This is a genomic window from Rhizobium sp. BK049, assembly GCF_014193135.1.
Taxonomy (GTDB): domain Bacteria; phylum Pseudomonadota; class Alphaproteobacteria; order Rhizobiales; family Rhizobiaceae; genus Rhizobium.
Genome location: NZ_JACHYV010000003.1, coordinates 290,618 through 309,404 on the forward strand (window position 1 = coordinate 290,618; position 18,787 = coordinate 309,404).

At 60.1% G+C, this 18,787-nt stretch carries 17 protein-coding genes and 1 pseudogene; 10 read left to right on the forward strand and 8 right to left on the reverse strand.

The window, feature by feature from the left end:
- Positions 1 to 65: 65 nt before the first annotated feature.
- Positions 66 to 275 (reverse strand): hypothetical protein, encoded by a 210-nt coding sequence (locus FHT70_RS04940; protein ID WP_097597041.1) that lies wholly within the window; start codon positions 273 to 275, stop codon positions 66 to 68.
- 171 nt (positions 276 to 446) lie between these two features.
- Entirely contained in the window at positions 447 to 797 is a 351-nt protein-coding gene (locus FHT70_RS04945) for a hypothetical protein (RefSeq protein ID WP_097597040.1), read from the reverse strand.
- A 266-nt stretch (positions 798 to 1,063) separates the two neighbouring features.
- Here FHT70_RS04945 and FHT70_RS04950 point away from each other — a divergent pair, with 266 nt between their 5' ends.
- The 4 genes from FHT70_RS04950 to FHT70_RS04965 all read left to right on the forward strand — a co-directional run bounded on the left by FHT70_RS04950 (position 1,064) and on the right by FHT70_RS04965 (position 4,164).
- Entirely contained in the window at positions 1,064 to 2,311 is a 1,248-nt protein-coding gene (locus FHT70_RS04950) for an ATP-binding protein (RefSeq protein ID WP_183699318.1), read from the forward strand.
- Positions 2,277 to 2,945 carry a response regulator FixJ gene (gene fixJ, locus FHT70_RS04955; protein WP_097597038.1) on the forward strand — a complete coding sequence of 223 codons (669 nt, stop codon included), beginning with the start codon at positions 2,277 to 2,279 and terminating at the stop codon, positions 2,943 to 2,945. The genes FHT70_RS04950 and fixJ overlap by 35 nt, the downstream gene beginning before the upstream one ends.
- Before the next feature lie 121 nt (positions 2,946 to 3,066).
- Positions 3,067 to 3,711, forward strand: a complete 645-nt coding sequence (locus FHT70_RS04960) for a helix-turn-helix domain-containing protein (RefSeq protein WP_183699320.1) — start codon at positions 3,067 to 3,069, stop codon at positions 3,709 to 3,711.
- A gap of 108 nt (positions 3,712 to 3,819) precedes the next feature.
- On the forward strand, positions 3,820 to 4,164 hold the full coding sequence (locus FHT70_RS04965) for a hypothetical protein (RefSeq protein ID WP_183699322.1): 345 nt from the start codon (positions 3,820 to 3,822) through the stop codon (positions 4,162 to 4,164).
- A 196-nt stretch (positions 4,165 to 4,360) separates the two neighbouring features.
- On the opposite strand, the pseudogene FHT70_RS04970 reads toward FHT70_RS04965, so the two are convergent.
- The 3 genes and pseudogenes from FHT70_RS04970 to FHT70_RS04980 form a co-directional block, all read right to left on the reverse strand.
- Positions 4,361 to 4,687 (reverse strand): annotated as a pseudogene (locus FHT70_RS04970) (calcium/proton exchanger); the annotation flags it as partial.
- A gap of 111 nt (positions 4,688 to 4,798) precedes the next feature.
- Positions 4,799 to 5,260 carry a hypothetical protein gene (locus FHT70_RS04975; protein ID WP_183699324.1) on the reverse strand — a complete coding sequence of 154 codons (462 nt, stop codon included), beginning with the start codon at positions 5,258 to 5,260 and terminating at the stop codon, positions 4,799 to 4,801.
- A gap of 106 nt (positions 5,261 to 5,366) precedes the next feature.
- A complete protein-coding gene (locus tag FHT70_RS04980; protein ID WP_183699326.1) occupies positions 5,367 to 6,374 on the reverse strand; it encodes a LysR family transcriptional regulator in 1,008 nt (335 codons plus the stop codon).
- 271 nt (positions 6,375 to 6,645) lie between these two features.
- Here FHT70_RS04980 and chvE point away from each other — a divergent pair, with 271 nt between their 5' ends.
- The 6 genes from chvE (at position 6,646) to araD (ending at position 14,966) form a co-directional block, all read left to right on the forward strand.
- Positions 6,646 to 7,710 carry a multiple monosaccharide ABC transporter substrate-binding protein gene (gene chvE, locus FHT70_RS04985; protein ID WP_085779018.1) on the forward strand — a complete coding sequence of 355 codons (1,065 nt, stop codon included), beginning with the start codon at positions 6,646 to 6,648 and terminating at the stop codon, positions 7,708 to 7,710.
- A 96-nt stretch (positions 7,711 to 7,806) separates the two neighbouring features.
- Entirely contained in the window at positions 7,807 to 9,345 is a 1,539-nt protein-coding gene (gene mmsA / locus FHT70_RS04990; RefSeq protein WP_085779017.1) for a multiple monosaccharide ABC transporter ATP-binding protein, read from the forward strand.
- Positions 9,342 to 10,553: a multiple monosaccharide ABC transporter permease gene (gene mmsB, locus FHT70_RS04995; RefSeq protein ID WP_085779016.1), complete on the forward strand. Its 1,212-nt coding sequence runs from the start codon at positions 9,342 to 9,344 to the stop codon at positions 10,551 to 10,553. The genes mmsA and mmsB overlap by 4 nt, the downstream gene beginning before the upstream one ends.
- Before the next feature lie 116 nt (positions 10,554 to 10,669).
- Complete coding sequence (gene araD1, locus FHT70_RS05000; RefSeq protein ID WP_183699328.1) at positions 10,670 to 11,665, forward strand: AraD1 family protein; 996 nt, start codon at positions 10,670 to 10,672, stop codon at positions 11,663 to 11,665.
- A 66-nt stretch (positions 11,666 to 11,731) separates the two neighbouring features.
- The gene (locus FHT70_RS05005; RefSeq protein WP_183699329.1) at positions 11,732 to 13,165 is read left to right on the forward strand and encodes an aldehyde dehydrogenase family protein; all 1,434 of its coding nucleotides are present in this window, start codon (positions 11,732 to 11,734) and stop codon (positions 13,163 to 13,165) included.
- 61 nt (positions 13,166 to 13,226) lie between these two features.
- Positions 13,227 to 14,966 carry an L-arabinonate dehydratase gene (araD, locus tag FHT70_RS05010; protein WP_183699331.1) on the forward strand — a complete coding sequence of 580 codons (1,740 nt, stop codon included), beginning with the start codon at positions 13,227 to 13,229 and terminating at the stop codon, positions 14,964 to 14,966.
- Positions 14,967 to 15,429: 463 nt separating this feature from the next.
- Here araD and FHT70_RS05015 read toward each other — a convergent pair whose 3' ends face one another.
- Genes FHT70_RS05015 through FHT70_RS05025 form a run of 3 tightly spaced genes read right to left on the reverse strand, consistent with a single transcriptional unit; the run spans position 15,430 to position 18,623 of the window.
- Complete coding sequence (locus FHT70_RS05015) at positions 15,430 to 16,260, reverse strand: transglutaminase family protein (RefSeq protein WP_183699333.1); 831 nt, start codon at positions 16,258 to 16,260, stop codon at positions 15,430 to 15,432.
- 12 nt (positions 16,261 to 16,272) lie between these two features.
- Entirely contained in the window at positions 16,273 to 17,214 is a 942-nt protein-coding gene (locus FHT70_RS05020; RefSeq protein ID WP_085779010.1) for an alpha-E domain-containing protein, read from the reverse strand.
- On the reverse strand, positions 17,214 to 18,623 hold the full coding sequence (locus FHT70_RS05025; RefSeq protein ID WP_183699335.1) for a circularly permuted type 2 ATP-grasp protein: 1,410 nt from the start codon (positions 18,621 to 18,623) through the stop codon (positions 17,214 to 17,216). The genes FHT70_RS05020 and FHT70_RS05025 overlap by 1 nt, the downstream gene beginning before the upstream one ends.
- Between the last annotated feature and the right edge of the window lie 164 nt (positions 18,624 to 18,787).

Consider the following 18,787-nt stretch of genomic DNA (forward strand, 5'->3'; position numbering starts at 1 on the left):
ATTGCAGACAAGGTGCGGTGCAGCATTCGTGACTCCGGCCCTCAGCACCCGGAATATGCCGTCGCTCAGTGAAGATCGGACCCATCGTCTGGCCGTATCTGCCATGCGCGCCAATGGGTGGGATGAACGTCCAGGATCTCGCCCGTCAAGGCATTGGCCCATCCGCGCGCCAGGCGCTGGCATGGAAAAACCAGGGCGTGGATACCATCGCCGTCGATGACTGCGAGTTCGATATCCTCTTCGAATGGAGCTTCGACGACCAACCGCCACTTCACCGAACCCTCCCCGATGGTGCACGAGCGTCGACCGGATACGGGGCTGTTCTTAGGCAGGCCGGTCGCACGTCCAGCATTGGTTCCCCAGCCGGCGCTTTGCAGGCGGCGGCGCAACGACATCATTGTTCCGCCCTTCCGTTAGACGATGAGGCCCTGTGGCTTCGGCAACATTCACTCAATATAGAAGGTCAGGTTACCGTTACGGGCGCGCGTCACCCATTCTATTTGGTTGGGCGTCAGCTTCTTGGCCTTCAATTGCTGGACGAGCCAAGGGTTGGAACGGATAGCCGCCCGGATTTCCTTCACATGTTCTTCGCTGCCAGGCGAAGGCATGGCGCCCACTTCAACCGCCGTTCGAAAGCTGACGATTGAAAACCGCTTGTCATGATAGGTTTTGATGTGCCCCGGCAGGTTCTCGGCCCAGTTCATGCGCCGGTATTCCTTGCGGGTCTGCTGGGCGTCGACAGGCGCCGCAACCAGCGCGGCGGTCGAAATGGCAATAGCAAGGGCAATCTTCTTCATCTTCCTGCTCCTCAAGTGGCCGTGAGCCCATTTGCTGCCAGAGTAGCGGAAGAATAGACCCGCGGCATTGAGCCGGATCAATGGAGGGAGCGGAGGCAAAACACAAGGAAGACTAGGGTTTTCGACCAGCAATCGGCACGGGACACCCATAGAGGCTACGCGATACTACACCGTCCCATTTCCCAAAGGTGTTAATGTCTCAAGTCATTGTGAGAGGCTAAGCCCATCAAGGGCCGACTGGTCCTCAAAGGGCGGAGGGAACCATCATGTCTATCAAGATGGAGGCGCCGCATGTCGACGAATGCGATCGCGTTGACCCGGACGTCGCGGGACGAACCTCATTCATGGAAGCTCGGATGACAGGCCGCGACCGGCCGGGAAATTTGCGTGAGGACGACAGCGGACCGTCGGTGGACTGGATCCGGCAATTCTATGAACACCTCCCGGACGCTGTGTTCTTCATTACCGACCACCACCGGATTTCGGCCTGCAACAGGGCTGCCGTGGCGTTGTTCGGTTATGAGGAAGACGAATTGCTCGGTCAGGACATCGACTTCGTCTGGTATCCGACACCGGATGTTTCGTTGAAGGGACGCTGGGCGGACCGGGGCGTGGTGCGGTCCGGCGTGGCGATCACCAGGAGCGGCGCTCAATTTCCGACGGCCCTGACGATCATCAGGGAGCAGGACAGCAAAGGACACTTCTCTGCGGTGATCTTCGAGGACTTCCGCACCGAACGCGAGACTTTGCAGCGTGTCCAGGAGCTTCAGCGGGAGCTTGCCCGCATCGCCAGAATAGTTGCGCTCGGGGAAATGACATCGACCCTGGCTCATGAACTTGCCCAGCCGCTGGCGTCGATCGCCGCATACGCGCAAGGTTGCGGGCGGCTTCTGACCAAGGATCGTCGCGGCCATGGCGAAGACCTCCGTGAAGCCCTGTCCGAGATTACGCAGCACGCCCTGTGGGCGGGAAAGATCGTGCAGAACATCAGGGAGTTCGCCAAGCGTGGCGCCGACGAGAGAAAGATCGAGGCGATGCACGCGCTTATTCATGAGGCGACGGCATTCGCGCTTGCCGGATCGCAGCGAAAAGGCCTTTGCGCCGAGTTTCAGCTCGAAGCGGAGCGGGACGCTGTGCTTGCCAACCGCGTCCAGATCGCGCAGGTGCTGACCAACCTTGTTCGCAATGCCGTGGAGGCTACCGACGCTATTGCGCAGCCGCATATTGCCATCCGAACCAGAACCGACGATTTATCCCGTCTCATTGTCGACGTAACCGACAATGGCTGCGGAATTGCGATCGACATCGACGAGGCGCTGTTTCGTCCCTTCGTGACTAGCAAACCGCGTGGCCTCGGCATGGGCCTGGCATTGTCCAAGCGCATCATCGAGGCGCATGGCGGTCGCATAAGCGCGCGCAATCGAATGGATGGCGGTTCAATCCTTTCGTTTTCCCTTCCGCTGGTGGAGACAACAACCAATGGCAAACGACCTCACGATCCATCTCGTCGATGACGAGGAGTCGCTCAGGCGATCTTTGACGTTTCTGTTGGTCTCGGCAGGTTTCGCGGTTCGCACGCATAGCTCTGCCCAAGCCTTTCTGGAACTATTGCCGCTTTCGGGACGAAGCTGCCTCGTGACGGACCTGCGCATGCCCGATGTCGATGGCATCGAACTGCTCCAGCGTCTGCGCCGTTTCAGGCTGAACGTTCCGGTCATTGTCATTACCGGTCAGGGCGACATCGCCGCCGCCGTCCGGGCGATGAAGGCGGGCGCATCCGAATTCCTTGAAAAACCCGTCGGAGACGAGGCGCTTATAGCGGCGATCAACGCGGCGGTGGGACAGAGGCGCCCGGGCGGAGCCATCGCTGATTCCGAGAGCGTTGCAGCGCGTCTTCGCCAGCTCACGGAGCGCGAACACCAGGTTCTGACCGGTGTGCTTGATGGCCTGCAGAACAAGATGATCGCCTATCATCTTGGTATCAGCGCACGTACGGTCGAAGTCCACCGCGCCAACGTGATGGCCAAAATGGGCGCACGTAATCTGGCGGAACTCATGCGGATGGCCATCACACTGGACACGGCAGCACAGCCGGTCGAAACCGCCAAGGCCCTGTCCGATCACGGAGCTTGGACGCATGCCCGTTAGGCCCGTCACCGCCTCACACAACTCTCGGGGTCTGGCTTCAGTAGCGATACTTAAGGGGTGTCTCGAATATCGGGGCAAACGGCGATTGGTCATGTTGCCAGACGATTGGGGGGCGATGCATATGCTTCAACACCACGCGGCCATGAGGCAACCGGCAGTTCCTGGCCGTCACCCTGGAACTTCTGTCGCAACAACCAAGGATCAGTCGATCAGGCTGAAGGCCAACGAGACAATCTACAGCGAAGGCGAATATGCACTCGCAATCTATCAGGTCGAAACCGGCGCGGTGCGGATTTACCGCCTGACGTCCAGCGGACAGCGATATATCCTGTCATTCTGCGGCGAGGGCGAATGGTTCGGCCTTGAAAGCGGGAAAGTTCGCACCGACTTCGCGGAAGCCGTCTGCGATGCCTCCATCAGACCTTTTCGAACCAACCAGAACGCGGTCGTCCCTGTCGACCTTCTTCACATCGCCTTGACGAACCTGGCAAAGGCGCAACACAAGCAGCTCGTCATCACCGAGCAAAGCGCGCTGAAGCGGGTCGCGGCCTTCGTTTGCGAAATGGCGGATCGTCATCCGGAAGATCCGGAATTCGATATGATGATGTCGCGCAGCGATGTCGCCGACTATCTCGGGCTGACAGTCGAGACGGTTGCCCGCTGCTTCACGAAACTCCGCGAAAAAGGCGTCCTTTGCCTGAAAGGCAAGCTGCAGCGTGTCGTTCGCCTTCTGGATCGTGATGCGCTCATCGCGCTCACCACCTGACGCATTTCGCCCGGACGTCGGGGGCGCTTCGGGAATAAGGTAATGCAGAAGCACGGAAGCAAAAGCCGCGATGGATTGAAGCTCGATCGTTCAAAGAGGGGTTGAACAATGAGATACTTATTCGGCCGGAGATCGAATGCCGCGGTCACTACATGCGTTGCGGGTCTGCTGTGGCTGGTGACCTTTCTACTCGCCGTACAGACGCAGGACGATCTGTTTGAGCAATTTCCTTTGGTCATCCAGTGCAAGTACAATGAAACCTACCACACCTTCTACTTGTCACGCATCTCGCAGGATGGCGTTGCAACCTATCAGGCGTCCGAACGCATCGCCGGCACGATCACGCTTGACGGCAAGGCCAAGGCGATCGGCGGCGAAGGTGGAGGCACCTGCGTCGGCAAAACCTTGGCTGAGCTTCGCGCATCCCATCAAACATATGATCTGAAACGCTAGGCTATGGAGACATCCTTGATGGGCTTCGTCAGACTCCAGGAAAGGCCGATCCCTCGATAACCACGCGTCCCTGCAGATTGAACTGTGGAACGATCGGTTGGGGGCACCCGGCCGATCGGGTCCGAGCACGACAAGATTTTCCGCTTTCATCAGCTTCGTCAGCAGCTGGTCTGCTAGGCCTTTCGCAAAATTTAAGCCTTCGTGCACCGGAAAATGCCGAAGCCATTTCGGCTGCGCCGCCCACCAGTGCGACGACGACGAAACCGGCGAAGGCAGGTGTCATTCCATAAACCTTGGCAGCCTCCTGCACCGACTCGACGAAGATCTCGCTGACCAGCGCGACCAGTATCGTGACAGCGGCCAACGTGGTCAGCGCCAACCCAATCGGCCAACGGGTTTCGTCGGTCGCGGCATGCTCGGCGGCAGCAAAAGACTCCCGATGCGTCTTGAGAGTGAACGGCAGCCCCAGCGCGTATCCGACGATAAGCAGGATCGCCAGGCCTAAGCTGAGCTTGTTAATCACTTCCGTAGCCGAGGTCGAATCCATTGACGCAACTGAAAAGCAGCCCATATAGCTGTCGCAAATCGACGGCTCCTCAAAGCCCGGAAAATTTGCCTGCATGGGAGAAAGTTTTCAGCTACGCGGCAGGCGGCGCAGCGCCTCGTCGATCAGCAGATTGGCGACCATCATGCGCCTGTTGGCATTGTCGCGGAAAGGCGCCGCGACACCATCAGGATGATTGGCCTTGGCAAAGGCGCGCCGCTTCTCGTTCAGCGTCTGTTGGGTATCGGCGGCAGCGATCGCCAGTTCGATGGCGATCTCTTCGGGGGCAATGCGGGCGAGATGGTTCGGCATGACGGGCTCCGGCTGCGGCGGGGGAGCCTCCTCGGCCGCAGGCCCGCTTGCCAGATTATCGAAATAGGCTTCGCCAATCCGCTGCGAGGCGACCGAGATGCCTTGCATGACATCGAATGCGAGGCCGGTGGCGAGCCCGGATACGCGGTGGGCAGCCGGCGCTTGCGTCTCTTCGGCCGGTTCTTCCTCCGTCCTCAGCCGCTCGAGCACTGATTGAAATACCGATTGTCCGAACAGCATTCGCCTTCCTCTCGAAGACATTAGATCCTGGCAAGATGGCGCAGGGCTTGCCGGGTTAAATCGGTGGAGCATCTGTCGTCCGAGAACCGCGGCCCGGCGCCGGGATCTAACCGCCCTGCTTGCGGCTCTCCTCGATGATGATGTTATAGAGCAGCTTGGCGCTCGGCGGCAGCGCCCGTTCTCTCGCGGTGATCAGGCTGTAGGGCTTGACGTTGATGTCGAAATCGATCGGCAGCATGCGCACATCGGACGCCCTCGCGCCTTGGCTTGCGAGGAAATGGGCGACGTCGACGGCGACGGGGGCGATCGCATCGGTTTCGCAGACGATGGCGCAGGTGAGCAACAGCGACGAGGTGTTGACGATGTTCTCCGGCAGCGCCACGTCGTGTGACAGGAAGATGTCCTCGATCGTGCGGCGCAGCAGAGTGCCCGGCGGCTGGAACACCCAGTCGTAATCCCGGACATCGATAAGGCTGCTCGTCTTCTTCCTTTTCAAGAGCGGATGGCGGTTGCGCACGATCAGGCAGGCCCGTTCGATGCCGATCTCTTTCACCTCGAACAGGCGCGGGTTGAGGTCGTCGGGAATGCGGCCGATGATGAAGTCGTGGCGGGCGGCAAGCAACTCGCGGGCGAGCACGTTGCTCGTCTCCACCTGGATGTTGATCTCGATTCCAGGATAGGCCTTGCGCACCCTGTCGATCGCCGGCACGACGAGGCTCATGGCCGGCGCCGTCACCGCGCCGATGAAGACCGAGCCGCCCTTGCCGCTCTTCAATTCGCCGATCTCGCGGCTCGCCTCGCGCAACTCCAGAAGGATCTTGCGGGCGCGTCTGGCAAGCGCCGCGCCGAAGGTCGTCAGCACCACGCCGCGGGCTACGCGCTCATAGAGCGATGTCTTGGTAATCGCCTCCATTTCCGACAGCATGCGCGATGCGGCGGGCTGTGAGATGTTGAGAACTTCTGCGGCTGCGGAAATCTGTCCACTATCTTCGATTGCGACGATAACGCGCAGGTGATTCAGCTTAAGTCCCGAACGGAGAAAGCTGTCGTCGCCAAAATTGTCGCTGTGGATATCGACGTGATCCATCAAAACGGGCTCTGAAACGATCGTCATGGTTGCAGCCTCCCCACTGCGCTCCATCAAAAGTAATACTTTTTAACGATATACCAAAATTGTTATGCACATTACCACTTATTCTATTTGACAGTTATAGGAATCCATACCAGTTTGCCGCCGTGTGCTGGTTGGCACTCAACACGTGTGAGATCGTGGAGGAGACCTACTTCGTTTCTCACCATCTGAAGTAACTATCCAATACGGAACCTGCCACAGTTTCGGGGCGGGCGATTTTTCGTCCGCTGCTCTATTAACAAGGGAGAGAGAAATGAAATCCATTATCTCATTGATGGCTGCGGCTGCCTTCGGCGTCGCTTCATTCGTTGCACCGGCGATGGCCGCGGACAAGGGCACCGTCGGCATTGCAATGCCGACCAAGGCTTCGGCTCGCTGGATCGACGACGGCAACAACATTGTCAAGCAGCTGCAGGCCGCCGGTTACGGCACCGACCTGCAGTATGGCGACGATGACATTCCGAACCAGTTGTCGCAGATCGAAAACATGGTGACCAAGGGCGTCAAGGTTCTCGTCATCGCTTCGATCGACGGCACGACGTTGTCCGACGTTCTCCAGAAGGCCCATGATGCCGGCATCAAGGTCATTGCTTATGACCGCCTGATCCGCGATTCGGCAAACGTCGACTACTACGCCACCTTCGACAACTTCCAGGTCGGCGTTCTTCAGGCCAACTCCATCGTTGACGGTCTCGGCCTCAAGGACGGCAAGGGCCCGTTCAACATCGAACTCTTCGGCGGTTCGCCGGATGATAACAACGCCTTCTTCTTCTATGATGGCGCCATGTCCGTCCTGCAGCCCTACATCGATTCGGGCAAGCTCGTCGTGAAGTCCGGCCAGACCGGCATGGACAAGGTCGGCACGCTGCGTTGGGATCCGGCAACGGCCCAGGCCCGCATGGACAACCTGCTCTCGGCAAACTACACCGACGCCAAGGTCGACGCCGTCCTGTCTCCCTATGACGGCCTCTCGATCGGCATCATCTCCTCGCTGAAGGGCGTTGGTTACGGCACTGCCAGCCAGCCGCTGCCAATCGTCACCGGCCAGGACGCTGAAATCCCGTCGGTCAAGTCGATCATCGCTGGCGAACAGTACTCGACGATCTTCAAGGACACCCGCGAACTCGCCAAGGTCACGGTTTCCATGGTCGATGCCGTCATGTCCGGCAAGGAGCCCGAGGTCAACGACACCAAGACCTACGACAACGGCGTCAAGGTCGTACCGTCCTATCTGCTGAAGCCGGTTGCCGTCGACAAGACCAACTACAAGCAGGTCCTGATCGACAGCGGTTACTACACCGAAGACAAGCTGAAGTAAGTTAAGCTGGAGGCCGGAGCCTGCGCTTGCGGGTTCCGGCCTTCGATTTTATGATTACCCACCCATTGACGGGCTGGGGACGCTGGAAATTTGACTATGGACAATACCATCCTCGAAATGCGGAGCATCACCAAGACGTTCCCGGGCGTCAAGGCGCTGGAGAACGTGAACCTCAAGGTTCGCAAGGGTGAAATTCACGCATTGGTAGGCGAAAACGGGGCCGGCAAATCGACCCTGATGAAAGTGCTATCGGGTGTTTATCCCACCGGAAGTTATGACGGCGATATCGTCTATGAAGGCGAGACGCGCCACTTCAAGGCGCTGAGGGACTCCGAAGAAATCGGCATCGTCATCATCCACCAGGAACTGGCGCTCGTGCCGTTGCTGTCGATCGGCGAAAACATCTTCCTCGGCAACGAGAACGCCAAGAATGGCGTCATCAGCTGGGATGAGACCTTCAACCGTACCAAGCAGCTGCTCAAGAAGGTCGGCCTGTCCGAATCTCCGAACACGCTGGTGACCGACATCGGTGTCGGCAAGCAGCAGCTCGTCGAGATCGCCAAGGCGCTGTCGAAGAGCGTCAAGCTGCTCATCCTCGACGAGCCGACGGCCTCGCTCAACGAAAGCGATTCCGATGCGCTGCTCATGCTGCTGATGGAATTCCGCAAGCAGGGCATCACCTCGATCATCATTTCCCACAAGCTGAACGAAATCCGCAAGGTCGCCGACCAGATCACCGTCCTGCGCGACGGCATGACCGTCAAGACGCTCGACTGTCACGCCGACGAGATCAGCGAAGACATTATCATCCGCAACATGGTCGGCCGCGATCTCGAAGACCGCTATCCCCCGCGTTCGGTGCCGATCGGCGAAACCATTCTCGAAGTGAAGAACTGGAACGCCTATCACCAGCAGCACCGCGACCGTCAGGTCCTGCACAATATCAACATTACCGTCCGCAAGGGCGAGGTCGTCGGTATCGCCGGGCTGATGGGGGCAGGGCGCACCGAATTCGCCATGAGCCTGTTCGGCAAGTCCTATGGCCACAAGATCTCGGGCGAAGCATTGATGCACGGCAAGCCGGTCGATGTCAGCACCGTGCGCAAGGCGATCGACGCCGGTCTCGCCTATGTCACCGAAGACCGCAAGCAACTCGGCCTGGTGCTCAACGACACGATCCTGCACAATACGACCCTCGTCAATCTGAAGGCTGTGTCCAATGCCTCGGTCATCGACAGCGTCAAGGAATCGCGCGTTGCGGCCGACTATCGGTCGAAGCTGCGCATCCGCTCCTCCAGCATATTCCAGGAGACGGTCAATCTTTCCGGCGGCAACCAGCAGAAGGTGGTGCTGTCGAAGTGGCTGTTCTCCGGCCCCGATGTCCTGATCCTGGACGAGCCGACGCGCGGCATCGATGTCGGCGCGAAATACGAAATCTATACTATCATCAACCAGCTTGCCGCCGATGGGAAAGGCGTTCTGATGATCTCGTCGGAAATGCCCGAACTGCTTGGCACTTGTGACCGCATCTACGTGATGAACGAAGGACGCATCGTCGCTGAACTGCCGAAGGGAGAAGCAAGCCAGGAAACCATCATGCGCGCTATCATGCGCTCAGGGGAGAAGAAACAATGACGCCGATCAATCAACCCATCGCTGAGCAGGGGCGTGTCGTCTCGATCGGAGACTACATTCGCGGCAACATCCGCGAATACGGCATGTTCATCGCACTCATCGCGATCATGGTGTTCTTCCAGTTCTCGACCGGCGGCGTTCTCTTCAGGCCGCTCAACCTGACCAACATCATCCTGCAGAACTCGTTTATCGTCATCATGGCGCTCGGCATGCTGCTCGTCATCGTCGCCGGCCATATCGATCTGTCGGTCGGCTCCGTCGTCGGCTTCATCGGCGCCATCGCCGGCGTGATGACGGTGCAGTGGCACATGAATTATGTCCTGGCAGGCGTCGTCTGCCTGGCGCTCGGCGCGCTGGTCGGCGGTCTGCAGGGCTATTTCGTCGCCTATCACAAGATCCCGTCCTTCATCGTCACACTCGCCGGCATGCTGGTTTTCCGCGGTCTGACGCTGTTCGTGATGACGGCATCGGGCACCGGCACCAGCATCGGTCCGTTCCCGCCGGAGTTCCAGCTGATCAGCATCGGCTTCCTGCCCAACCTCTTCGATATGGGCGGCATCAACTCGACCTCGATCATCCTGACCGTCGTCGGCGCCGTCACCCTGTTCTACTTGGCCTGGCGCAAGCGCCTGTCGAACGAGAAGCACGGCAATGACGTCGAGCCGATGGGCTTCTTCCTCGCCCAGAACATTATTGTCTCGCTCGCGATCCTGGGGCTCGGCTACCAACTGTCGATCTATCGCGGCTTCCCGAACGTGCTGGTCGTCATGCTCGTTCTCGTCGCCGCCTATGCCTTCATTACCCGCCGTACGACGATCGGCCGCCGCATCTACGCCATGGGCGGCAACGAGAAGGCGACGAAGCTTTCCGGTATCAATACCGAGCGGCTGACCTTCCTGACCTTCGCCAATATGGGCCTGCTTGCCGGTCTTGCCGGCCTCATCGTTGCGCTGCGCCTCAACTCGGCGACGGCCAAGGGCGGTTTCGGTCTCGAGCTCGACGTCATCGCCGCCTGCTTCATCGGCGGCGCATCGGCCCAGGGCGGCGTCGGCAAGGTGACGGGTGCGGTGATCGGCGCGCTTATCATGGGTATCATGAACAACGGCATGTCGATCCACGGTCTCGGCACCGACTCGCAGCAGATGGTCAAGGGTGCGGTGCTTCTCGCCGCCGTGTTCTTCGACGTCTACAACAAGAACAAGGGCTGAGCGCCTAAGCGCAGTCCAGGCATTCGCAGTCATATGAATGATGGATTCCGGCTCCCGTGGGAGCCGGACAGGCGGAGCTTTTTCTGAGACTCGCCGGAACGAGAAGGATTGAAGTCGTGCTTATTTCCCAGATCAAGGGTGCCAACGGAGAGATCGTCGTCGCCGTGCGCGAGCAGGGCGGCGCGGCAAGGTCGGTCAAGAATGCCGGCAGTGTCTATGCGCTGGCGATGGAAGCCGCCGACGGCGGCAAGTCGCTTGCCACGGTTATCGAGGCTCATGGTTACGGCGATGCCGTCGATCTCGAAAAGGCCTATGCGGAAGGCCGCTTCCTGCCGCCGATCACCCATCCCGACGCCGCCCACCTGCATCTGACCGGCACTGGCCTGACCCATCTCGGCTCCGCCGCTACCCGCGATTCGATGCACAAGAAGACCAGCGAGGCGGCCGAGGAAACGCTGACCGACTCGATGAAGATGTTCAAGATGGGCCTGGAGAACGGCAAGCCCAAATCCGGTGAAAAAGGCGTGCAGCCCGAATGGTTCTACAAGGGCAACGGCTATGGCACGGCTGCCCCCGGCGCTACGCTCATCTCGCCCTCCTTCGCGCTCGATGGCGGCGAAGAGCCTGAAATGGCCGGCATTTACGTCATCGCCAAGGACGGTACGCCGTTCCGCATCGGCTTTGCGCTGTCGAACGAGTTTTCGGACCACGTCACCGAACGGATCAACTATCTCTATCTGGCCCACTCCAAACTGCGCCCGGCCGCCTATGGTCCGGAAATCCGCATCGGCGCCGCACCCGACGATATCCGCGGCACTTCACGCATCAAGCGCGGCGACAAGGTGATCTTCGAAAAGCCCTTCCTGTCGGGCGAGGCGAACATGTCGCACACCTTCGCGAACCTCGAATATCACCATTTCAAATATGGCCTCTTCCGTGTTCCCGGCGATGTCCATGTCCATATGTTCGGCACGGCGACCTTGTCCTTTGCCGACGGCATCAAGACGGAAGAGGGCGACGTCTTCGAGATCGAAGTCGCCGAATTCGGCCTGCCGCTCAGGAATCCGCTGAAGGTCGCGGCCGAAGAAGAGATCGTTATCAAGCAGCTCTGATTTTTGAGATCTGGCCGCCTGGTGGCCGGATCGTGATGTAAACGGTAAAGGAGGCTTGTTCAGCCCATGACCATTTATCAAAACCTGATCGCCGGCGAATGGGTCGGCACGAACGCGACGAAGAACATCAATCCGTCGGATACGAACGAGGTCGTCGGCCTCTATGCCGACGGCAGCGCGGAAGATACGAGAAACGCCATCGCCGCCGCCAAGGCCGCCTTTCCGGCCTGGTCGCGCTCGGGCATCTGGGAACGCCACGTCATCCTGAAGAAGACGGGCGACGAGATCATGGCGCGCAAGGACGAGCTCGGCGCGCTGCTCGCCCGCGAAGAGGGCAAGACCTTGCCTGAGGCGACCGGCGAAGTCATCCGAGCCTCCCAGATTTTCGAATTCTTCGCTGGTGAAGCCCTGCGGCTCGCCGGCGAGGTCATCCCGTCGGTTCGCCCGAATATCGGCGTCGAGATCACCCGGGAGGCGCTCGGCGTCATCGGCATCATCACGCCGTGGAACTTCCCGATCGCCATTCCCGCCTGGAAGATCGCTCCTGCGCTTTGCTACGGCAATACCGTCGTCTTCAAGCCGGCCGAACTGGTGCCGGCCTGCTCCTGGGCGATCGTCGATATCCTCAACAGGGCAGGGCTGCCGAAGGGCGTCCTGAACCTCGTCATGGGCAAGGGCTCGGTCGTCGGCCAGGCCATGCTCGAAAGCCCCGACGTTCACGGCATTACCTTTACCGGTTCCACCGGCACCGGCCGGCGCGTGGCTGCCGCCTCCATCGAGCATAACCGCAAGTTCCAGCTTGAGATGGGCGGCAAGAACCCGATGGTCGTGCTCGACGATGCCGACCTCAACGTCGCCGTCGAGGCAGCCGCCAATTCGGGCTTCTTCTCGACCGGCCAGCGCTGCACGGCGTCCTCGCGCCTGATCGTCACCGAAGGCATCCACGACAAGTTTGTCGCGGCGCTCACCGACAAGCTGAAGACGCTCGTCGTCGACAATGCGCTCAAGGCCGGTACCCATATCGGTCCCGTCGTCGACGAACGGCAGCTGAAGACCGATACCGACTATATCGAGATCGGCAAGAAGGAAGGCGCCAAGCTCGCCTTCGGCGGCGAGGTCATCTCGCGCGAAACACCCGGCTTCTACCTTCAGCCGACGCTGTTTACCGAAGCGACCAACCAGATGCGCATTTCGCGCGAGGAAATCTTCGGGCCTGTGGTCTCGGTGATCCGGGCGAAGGATTACGACGAGGCGCTTGCCATCGCCAATGACACGCCGTTCGGCCTTTCGGCCGGCATCGCCACGACCAGCCTGAAACACGCGACGCACTTCAAGCGCAATTCGGAAGCCGGCATGGTGATGGTCAACCTGCCGACGGCAGGCGTCGATTTTCACGTTCCGTTCGGCGGTCGCAAGGGCTCGTCCTATGGCCCGCGTGAGCAGGGCAAGTATGCGAGCGAATTCTTTACTGTGGTCAAGACGGCCTACACGCTGGCTTGAGACATATCCGATGACCCGGGCCGTACGAGGCGGCCCGGCAATCACCTGAAGGACAGAGATTATGAAGAAGAAAGCGGAATGGCCGCGCAGGCTGAGGTCGCAGGAATGGTACGGCGGCACGAGCCGCGACGTGATTTATCATCGCGGCTGGCTTAAGAACCAGGGTTATCCGCACGATCTGTTCGACGGACGGCCGGTTATCGGCATCCTCAACACCTGGTCGGATATGACCCCCTGCAACGGTCATCTGAGAGAGCTCGCCGAGAAGGTGAAGGCGGGTGTCTGGGAGGCGGGCGGCTTCCCGCTCGAGGTGCCGGTGTTCTCCGCGTCCGAAAACACCTTCCGCCCGACCGCGATGATGTACCGCAACCTTGCTGCGCTGGCGGTAGAAGAGGCGATCCGCGGCCAGCCGATGGATGGCTGCGTGCTGCTCGTCGGCTGTGACAAGACCACGCCGTCGCTGCTGATGGGTGCTGCCTCCTGCGACCTGCCGTCGATCGTCGTCACCGGCGGTCCGATGCTCAACGGCTATTTCCGCGGTGAACGCGTCGGCTCCGGCACGCATCTCTGGAAGTTCTCCGAGATGGTGAAGGCCGGCGAGATGACGCAGGCCGAATTCCTCGAAGCGGAAGCGTCGATGAGCCGTTCGTCTGGCACTTGCAATACGATGGGCACGGCCTCGACGATGGCGTCGATGGCCGAGGCGCTCGGCATGGCGCTGTCAGGCAATGCCGCAATCCCCGGCGTTGATTCCCGCCGCAAGGTCATGGCGCAGCTTACCGGCCGCCGTATCGTGCAGATAGTCAAGGACGACCTGAAGCCCTCCGACATCATGACGAAACAGGCCTTTGAAAACGCCATCCGCACCAATGCAGCGATCGGCGGATCGACCAATGCCGTCATCCATCTGCTCGCCATCGCAGGCCGCGTCGGCATCGATCTGACGCTCGACGACTGGGACCGCTGTGGCCGCGACGTTCCGACGATCGTCAACCTAATGCCGTCGGGCAAGTACCTGATGGAAGAGTTCTTCTATGCGGGCGGCCTGCCTGTCGTGCTGAAGCGCCTCGGCGAAGCCGGCCTTCTGCACAAGGACGCGCTGACGGTCTCCGGCGAAACCGTCTGGGACGAAGTCAAGGATGTCGTCAACTGGAACGAGGAGGTCATCCTGCCCGCCGAGAAGGCGCTGACGTCGTCCGGCGGCATCGTCGTGCTGCGCGGCAACCTCGCGCCCAAGGGCGCAGTGCTGAAGCCCTCGGCGGCTTCGCCGCATCTTCTGGTGCACCGGGGCAGGGCGGTCGTGTTTGAGGACATCGACGACTACAAGGCCAAGATCAACGACGACAATCTCGACATCGACGAGAATTGCGTCATGGTGATGAAGAATTGCGGGCCCAAGGGTTATCCCGGTATGGCCGAGGTCGGCAATATGGGGCTGCCGCCGAAGGTGCTGAAGAAGGGTATTCTCGACATGGTGCGTATATCGGACGCCCGCATGTCCGGAACGGCCTATGGAACCGTCGTGCTGCACACCTCGCCGGAAGCGGCAGTCGGTGGGCCGCTCGCAGTCGTGAAGAACGGCGACATGATCGAGCTCGACGTCCCGAACCGCCGCCTGCATCTCGACATATCGGACGAGGAATTGGCGCGCCGTCTCGCCGAATGGCAGCCGAATCATGATCTGCCCAAATCCGGCTATGCCTTCCTGCACCAGCAGCATGTCGAAGGAGCCGATACCGGCGCCGATCTCGACTTCCTCAAGGGATGTCGCGGAAATGCTGTCGGCAAGGACAGCCACTGAGCGAAAACGCATTCAGAGATTGGTGCTTTGAAGAGGCGGGGTGAGAGCCCCGCCTTTTTGTTGCTGACAAGTCGCGAACGCCTCTTTCGTCATGCTCGGGCCTATCCTGAGCATCTGCCTCCGTTCGATAGGGCAGCAGATCCTCGGCACAAGGCCGAGGATGACGTCGAGTGAAGAGCTGAAGGCGGGTGAGAGCCGCCTTCCCAGTCGCACTTGTTCGATAAGGATATGGTGGCGACGATGTCAGGCGATGGATCGACAGAGCGCTGTCGTTGCCTGGCTTCAGCTCGCGCCCATCGAGCCTTCCATCGCGATAGACAGCGGCCGGCTAACCTGGCGAGTTTCATACCCACCCCGCCGACCGCATCATTGCCGCTACGGCCCGGTTTCATCGCGTACCGTTGCTGATCGGCGCTTCTAGCCAAGTTTCCGGAATGGCTAGCTATGGGCTGTGAGATGCCGCTCAGCTTTGGCTCTGGCTCTGGCTCTGCATCTGTCCGCCGTCCTCGACCTTCACGGTGACTGACAGCGTTTCGCCCGGTGTACCGATGCGCATGCCTGAAATCGGGGCAGCGTCGCGGTAGCAGAGGCCCGAGGCGATGCGGACATATCGTTCATCCGGGCAGATCTCGTTGGCCGGATCGAAGCCGACCCAGCCGAGGCCGGGAATATGGGCTTCGGCCCAGGCATGGGTCGCCGCCTGTTCGACCTTTTCTTCCATCATGAGATAGCCGGAGACATACCGCGCCGGCACCTGCAGGGCGCGGGCGGCGGCAACGAAGATATGCGCGTGATCCTGACAGACACCGCTCTTCTTCTCCAGCGCCTGTTCGGCCGTCGTCGCAGCGTCGCTGGTTCCTGGCCTGTAGATGACGGTCTCGTGAATGGCTGCCATCAGCGCATGCATGCGGGCGAGCTCGTTATCGCCGTTGACGGTTCTGATCAGTTCCTTCACCAGCTTGCCGCTCCTGGTGAGCGGCGTTTCGCGCAGGAAGAGCCAGAGTGGACAGAAACCGGTATGCGGCCCGGTGACGCCGTTCTGATCCATGGTTTCGACCTCGCCTTCGGCGAGAATGCGCGTCACCTGCTGCTCGCCTTCCAGCGAGACCAGGTTGACGTGGTTGCCGAACTGGTCGTCATATTCGACTTCGGGAGTCGCACCCTCGACCTTCAGCGACCAGCCGAGCACAGTCTGGCCATTGTTTGTCGGCGGTGTCAGTCTCAGCCGTTGCAGGGAGAATTTCGCCGGATCGTCGTAGCGGTATTCGGTGAGGTGGCTGATCTTCAGTCTCATATTCTGATCCGCTTAAACGTAGAACCGGTAGCCGTCGGAAATTTCCATGCCGAGCTGGTTGTTGCGCGCGACGAAATCCTCGAGGAACTCATGCAGGCCTTGATCCATGATGTCGCGGATCGCCCGCGTCTGCAGGGTGGTGCGGATCGCGTCCGCCGTATCGTGGGCGGGAAGCCGTTCCTCGTAATCCTGGGCGAGATAACCGAGATTGCTGACGATCTTCTCGTAGCAATAGGCCAGCGAGCGGGGCATCTGCACATTCAGGGTGAGGAAGTCGGCGATGTTCATTGCCCGGTACTCGCCGTCATAGGCCCAGCTATAGGCGCGGTGCGCGGAGACCGAGCGCAGGATCGATTCCCACTGCACGTTGTCGAGTGATGAGCCGACGGCCGAAACCGAGGGCAGCAGGACGTAATATTTGACGTCGAGGATGCGGCTCGTATTGTCCGCCCGCTCGATGAAAGTGCCGATGCGGGCAAAGTTATAGAGTTCGTTGCGTAGCGTCGAGCCGTGGAAGGCGCCGCGGATGAGGCCAGCGCGGCGCTTGATGACGTCGATCACCTCCGGCATGTCGGCGGCTTTCACGCGCTTTTCGAGCAAAGATTTCAGATCGATCCAGCATTCGTTGGTTGCTTCCCAGGTCTCCCGCGTCAGCGCGGTGCGCACCATGCGGGCATTGTTGCGGCCGGAGTCGATGCAGGACATGACGCTTGACGGGTTTGAGCGATCGCGCAGGAGATAATCGATCGCATCGGCATTGGTCAGCTTGGCGTGGCCCTCGTCATAGGCCTCGCGCACGCCGGCACTTTGCAGTACGCCATCCCAGTTGTCGTCGCCGGCGCTGCTGCGGGTCAACGACATGCGCAGCCCGGCGTCGATCAGGCGGGCGATATTTTCGGCGCGCTCGATGTAACGGAACATCCAGTAGAGGCCGTTTGCAGTTCTTCCGAGCATCAGTCCTCCAGTACCCAGGTGTCTTTGGTGCCGCCGCCCTGACTGGAGTTGACCACCAGCGAGCCCTGCTTCAACGCCACGCGGGTGAGACCGCCCGGTATGATCTGGACCTTGTCGGAAACGAGTACATAGGGACGAAGGTCGACATGGCGCGGCGCGATCCCCTTGTTGACGAGGATCGGCACGGTGGAGAGCGACAGGGTCGGCTGGGCGATGTAATTGTTCGGTTTGGCCTTCAGCTTTTCGGCGAAATCTGCGCGTTCCTTCTTCGATGCCGTCGGTCCCACAAGCATACCGTAGCCGCCGGAGCCGTGCACTTCCTTGACGACGAGCTCCTCCAAGTGCTCCAGCACGTATTTCAGGCTTGATGCTTCCGAGCAGCGCCAGGTCGGGACGTTTTCCAGAAGCGCCTTGCGGCCGGTATAGAATTCGACGATCTCCGGCATGTAGGAATAGATCGCCTTGTCGTCCGATATGCCGGTGCCCGGCGCATTGGCGATGGTGATGTTGCCGGAGCGGTAGACATCCATGATACCGGGGATGCCGAGGGCGGAATCGGCCCGGAATGTCAGCGGATCGAGGAAATCGTCGTCGACACGGCGGTAAAGCACGTCGATCGCCTCGTAGCCACGGGTCGTGCGCATCTTCACCTTGCCGTCAATGACGCGCAGGTCCGAGCCTTCGACCAGTTCGACTCCCATCATGTCGGCCAGGAACGAATGTTCGTAGTACGCAGAATTGTAGATGCCGGGGGTCAGCACCGCGACGCGCGGCTTGCCGGTACAGCCGGGAGGCGCAAGCGACGCAAGGCTCTGGCGCAAGAGGTAGGGGTAATCCTCGACGCGCTGAACCTTGTTCTCATGGAAGAGCTCCGGGAACATCTGCATCATGGTTTCCCGGTTTTCCAGCATGTAGCTGACACCGGAAGGCGTGCGGGCATTGTCCTCCAGCACGTAGAACTGGTCTTCGCCTGTTCGTACGATGTCGGTGCCGACGATATGGGTGTAGACGCCGCCGGGCGGGCGGAAGCCGATCATCTCCGACAGGAAGGCAACGTTGTTCTCGATCAGCTCGCGCGGAACGCGGCCTGCGCGGATGATCTCCTGCTTATGGTAGATATCGTCCAGGAAGGCGTTGAGCGCGATCACCCGCTGCTCGATGCCCTGGGCCAGCTTGCGCCATTCGCGGGCGGAGATGATGCGGGGGATGATATCGAAGGGGATGAGCTTTTCGGAACTGTCGGCATGGCCGTAAACGGCGAAGGTGATGCCGGTCTTCCGGAAGATGTTTTCCGCGTCGCGGGACTTGGCAATCAGATGCGACCGGTCTTGGCTGTTGTACCACTCGAAATATTTTTCATAAGGCGGGCGGGGGCTTTCGTCCCCGGTAATCATTTCATCAAATGCCAAAGGTGCGGCTCCCCTTTTTTGTTCATTTGAATACAACGCAAATTGCAATGCAAGAACCATGCGCAGTTCGGGGAAAAGATTTTGCACTGCGAGAAAACGGTAAAAATCCGGGCATTCGGAGTGAGGTGGCGCGGCGGAGAGGGTGGTCAGTCTGCCGGGGCTGC

Bases quoted from the DNA above. Each gene is read 5' to 3' on its own strand.
- mmsA (WP_085779017.1), top strand. From the start codon at position 7,807: ATGGACAATACCATCCTCGAAATGCGGAGCATCACCAAGACGTTCCCG.
- FHT70_RS04975 (WP_183699324.1), bottom strand. From the start codon at position 5,260: ATGCTGTTCGGACAATCGGTATTTCAATCAGTGCTCGAGCGGCTGAGG.
- FHT70_RS04945 (WP_097597040.1), bottom strand. From the start codon at position 797: ATGAAGAAGATTGCCCTTGCTATTGCCATTTCGACCGCCGCGCTGGTT.
- FHT70_RS04980 (WP_183699326.1), bottom strand. From the start codon at position 6,374: ATGACGATCGTTTCAGAGCCCGTTTTGATGGATCACGTCGATATCCAC.
- chvE (WP_085779018.1), top strand. From the start codon at position 6,646: ATGAAATCCATTATCTCATTGATGGCTGCGGCTGCCTTCGGCGTCGCT.
- FHT70_RS05005 (WP_183699329.1), top strand. From the start codon at position 11,732: ATGACCATTTATCAAAACCTGATCGCCGGCGAATGGGTCGGCACGAAC.
- FHT70_RS05015 (WP_183699333.1), bottom strand. From the start codon at position 16,260: ATGAGACTGAAGATCAGCCACCTCACCGAATACCGCTACGACGATCCG.
- fixJ (WP_097597038.1), top strand. From the start codon at position 2,277: ATGGCAAACGACCTCACGATCCATCTCGTCGATGACGAGGAGTCGCTC.
- FHT70_RS04950 (WP_183699318.1), top strand. From the start codon at position 1,064: ATGTCTATCAAGATGGAGGCGCCGCATGTCGACGAATGCGATCGCGTT.
- mmsB (WP_085779016.1), top strand. From the start codon at position 9,342: ATGACGCCGATCAATCAACCCATCGCTGAGCAGGGGCGTGTCGTCTCG.
- FHT70_RS04960 (WP_183699320.1), top strand. From the start codon at position 3,067: ATGCTTCAACACCACGCGGCCATGAGGCAACCGGCAGTTCCTGGCCGT.
- araD (WP_183699331.1), top strand. From the start codon at position 13,227: ATGAAGAAGAAAGCGGAATGGCCGCGCAGGCTGAGGTCGCAGGAATGG.
- FHT70_RS04965 (WP_183699322.1), top strand. From the start codon at position 3,820: ATGAGATACTTATTCGGCCGGAGATCGAATGCCGCGGTCACTACATGC.
- FHT70_RS05020 (WP_085779010.1), bottom strand. From the start codon at position 17,214: ATGCTCGGAAGAACTGCAAACGGCCTCTACTGGATGTTCCGTTACATC.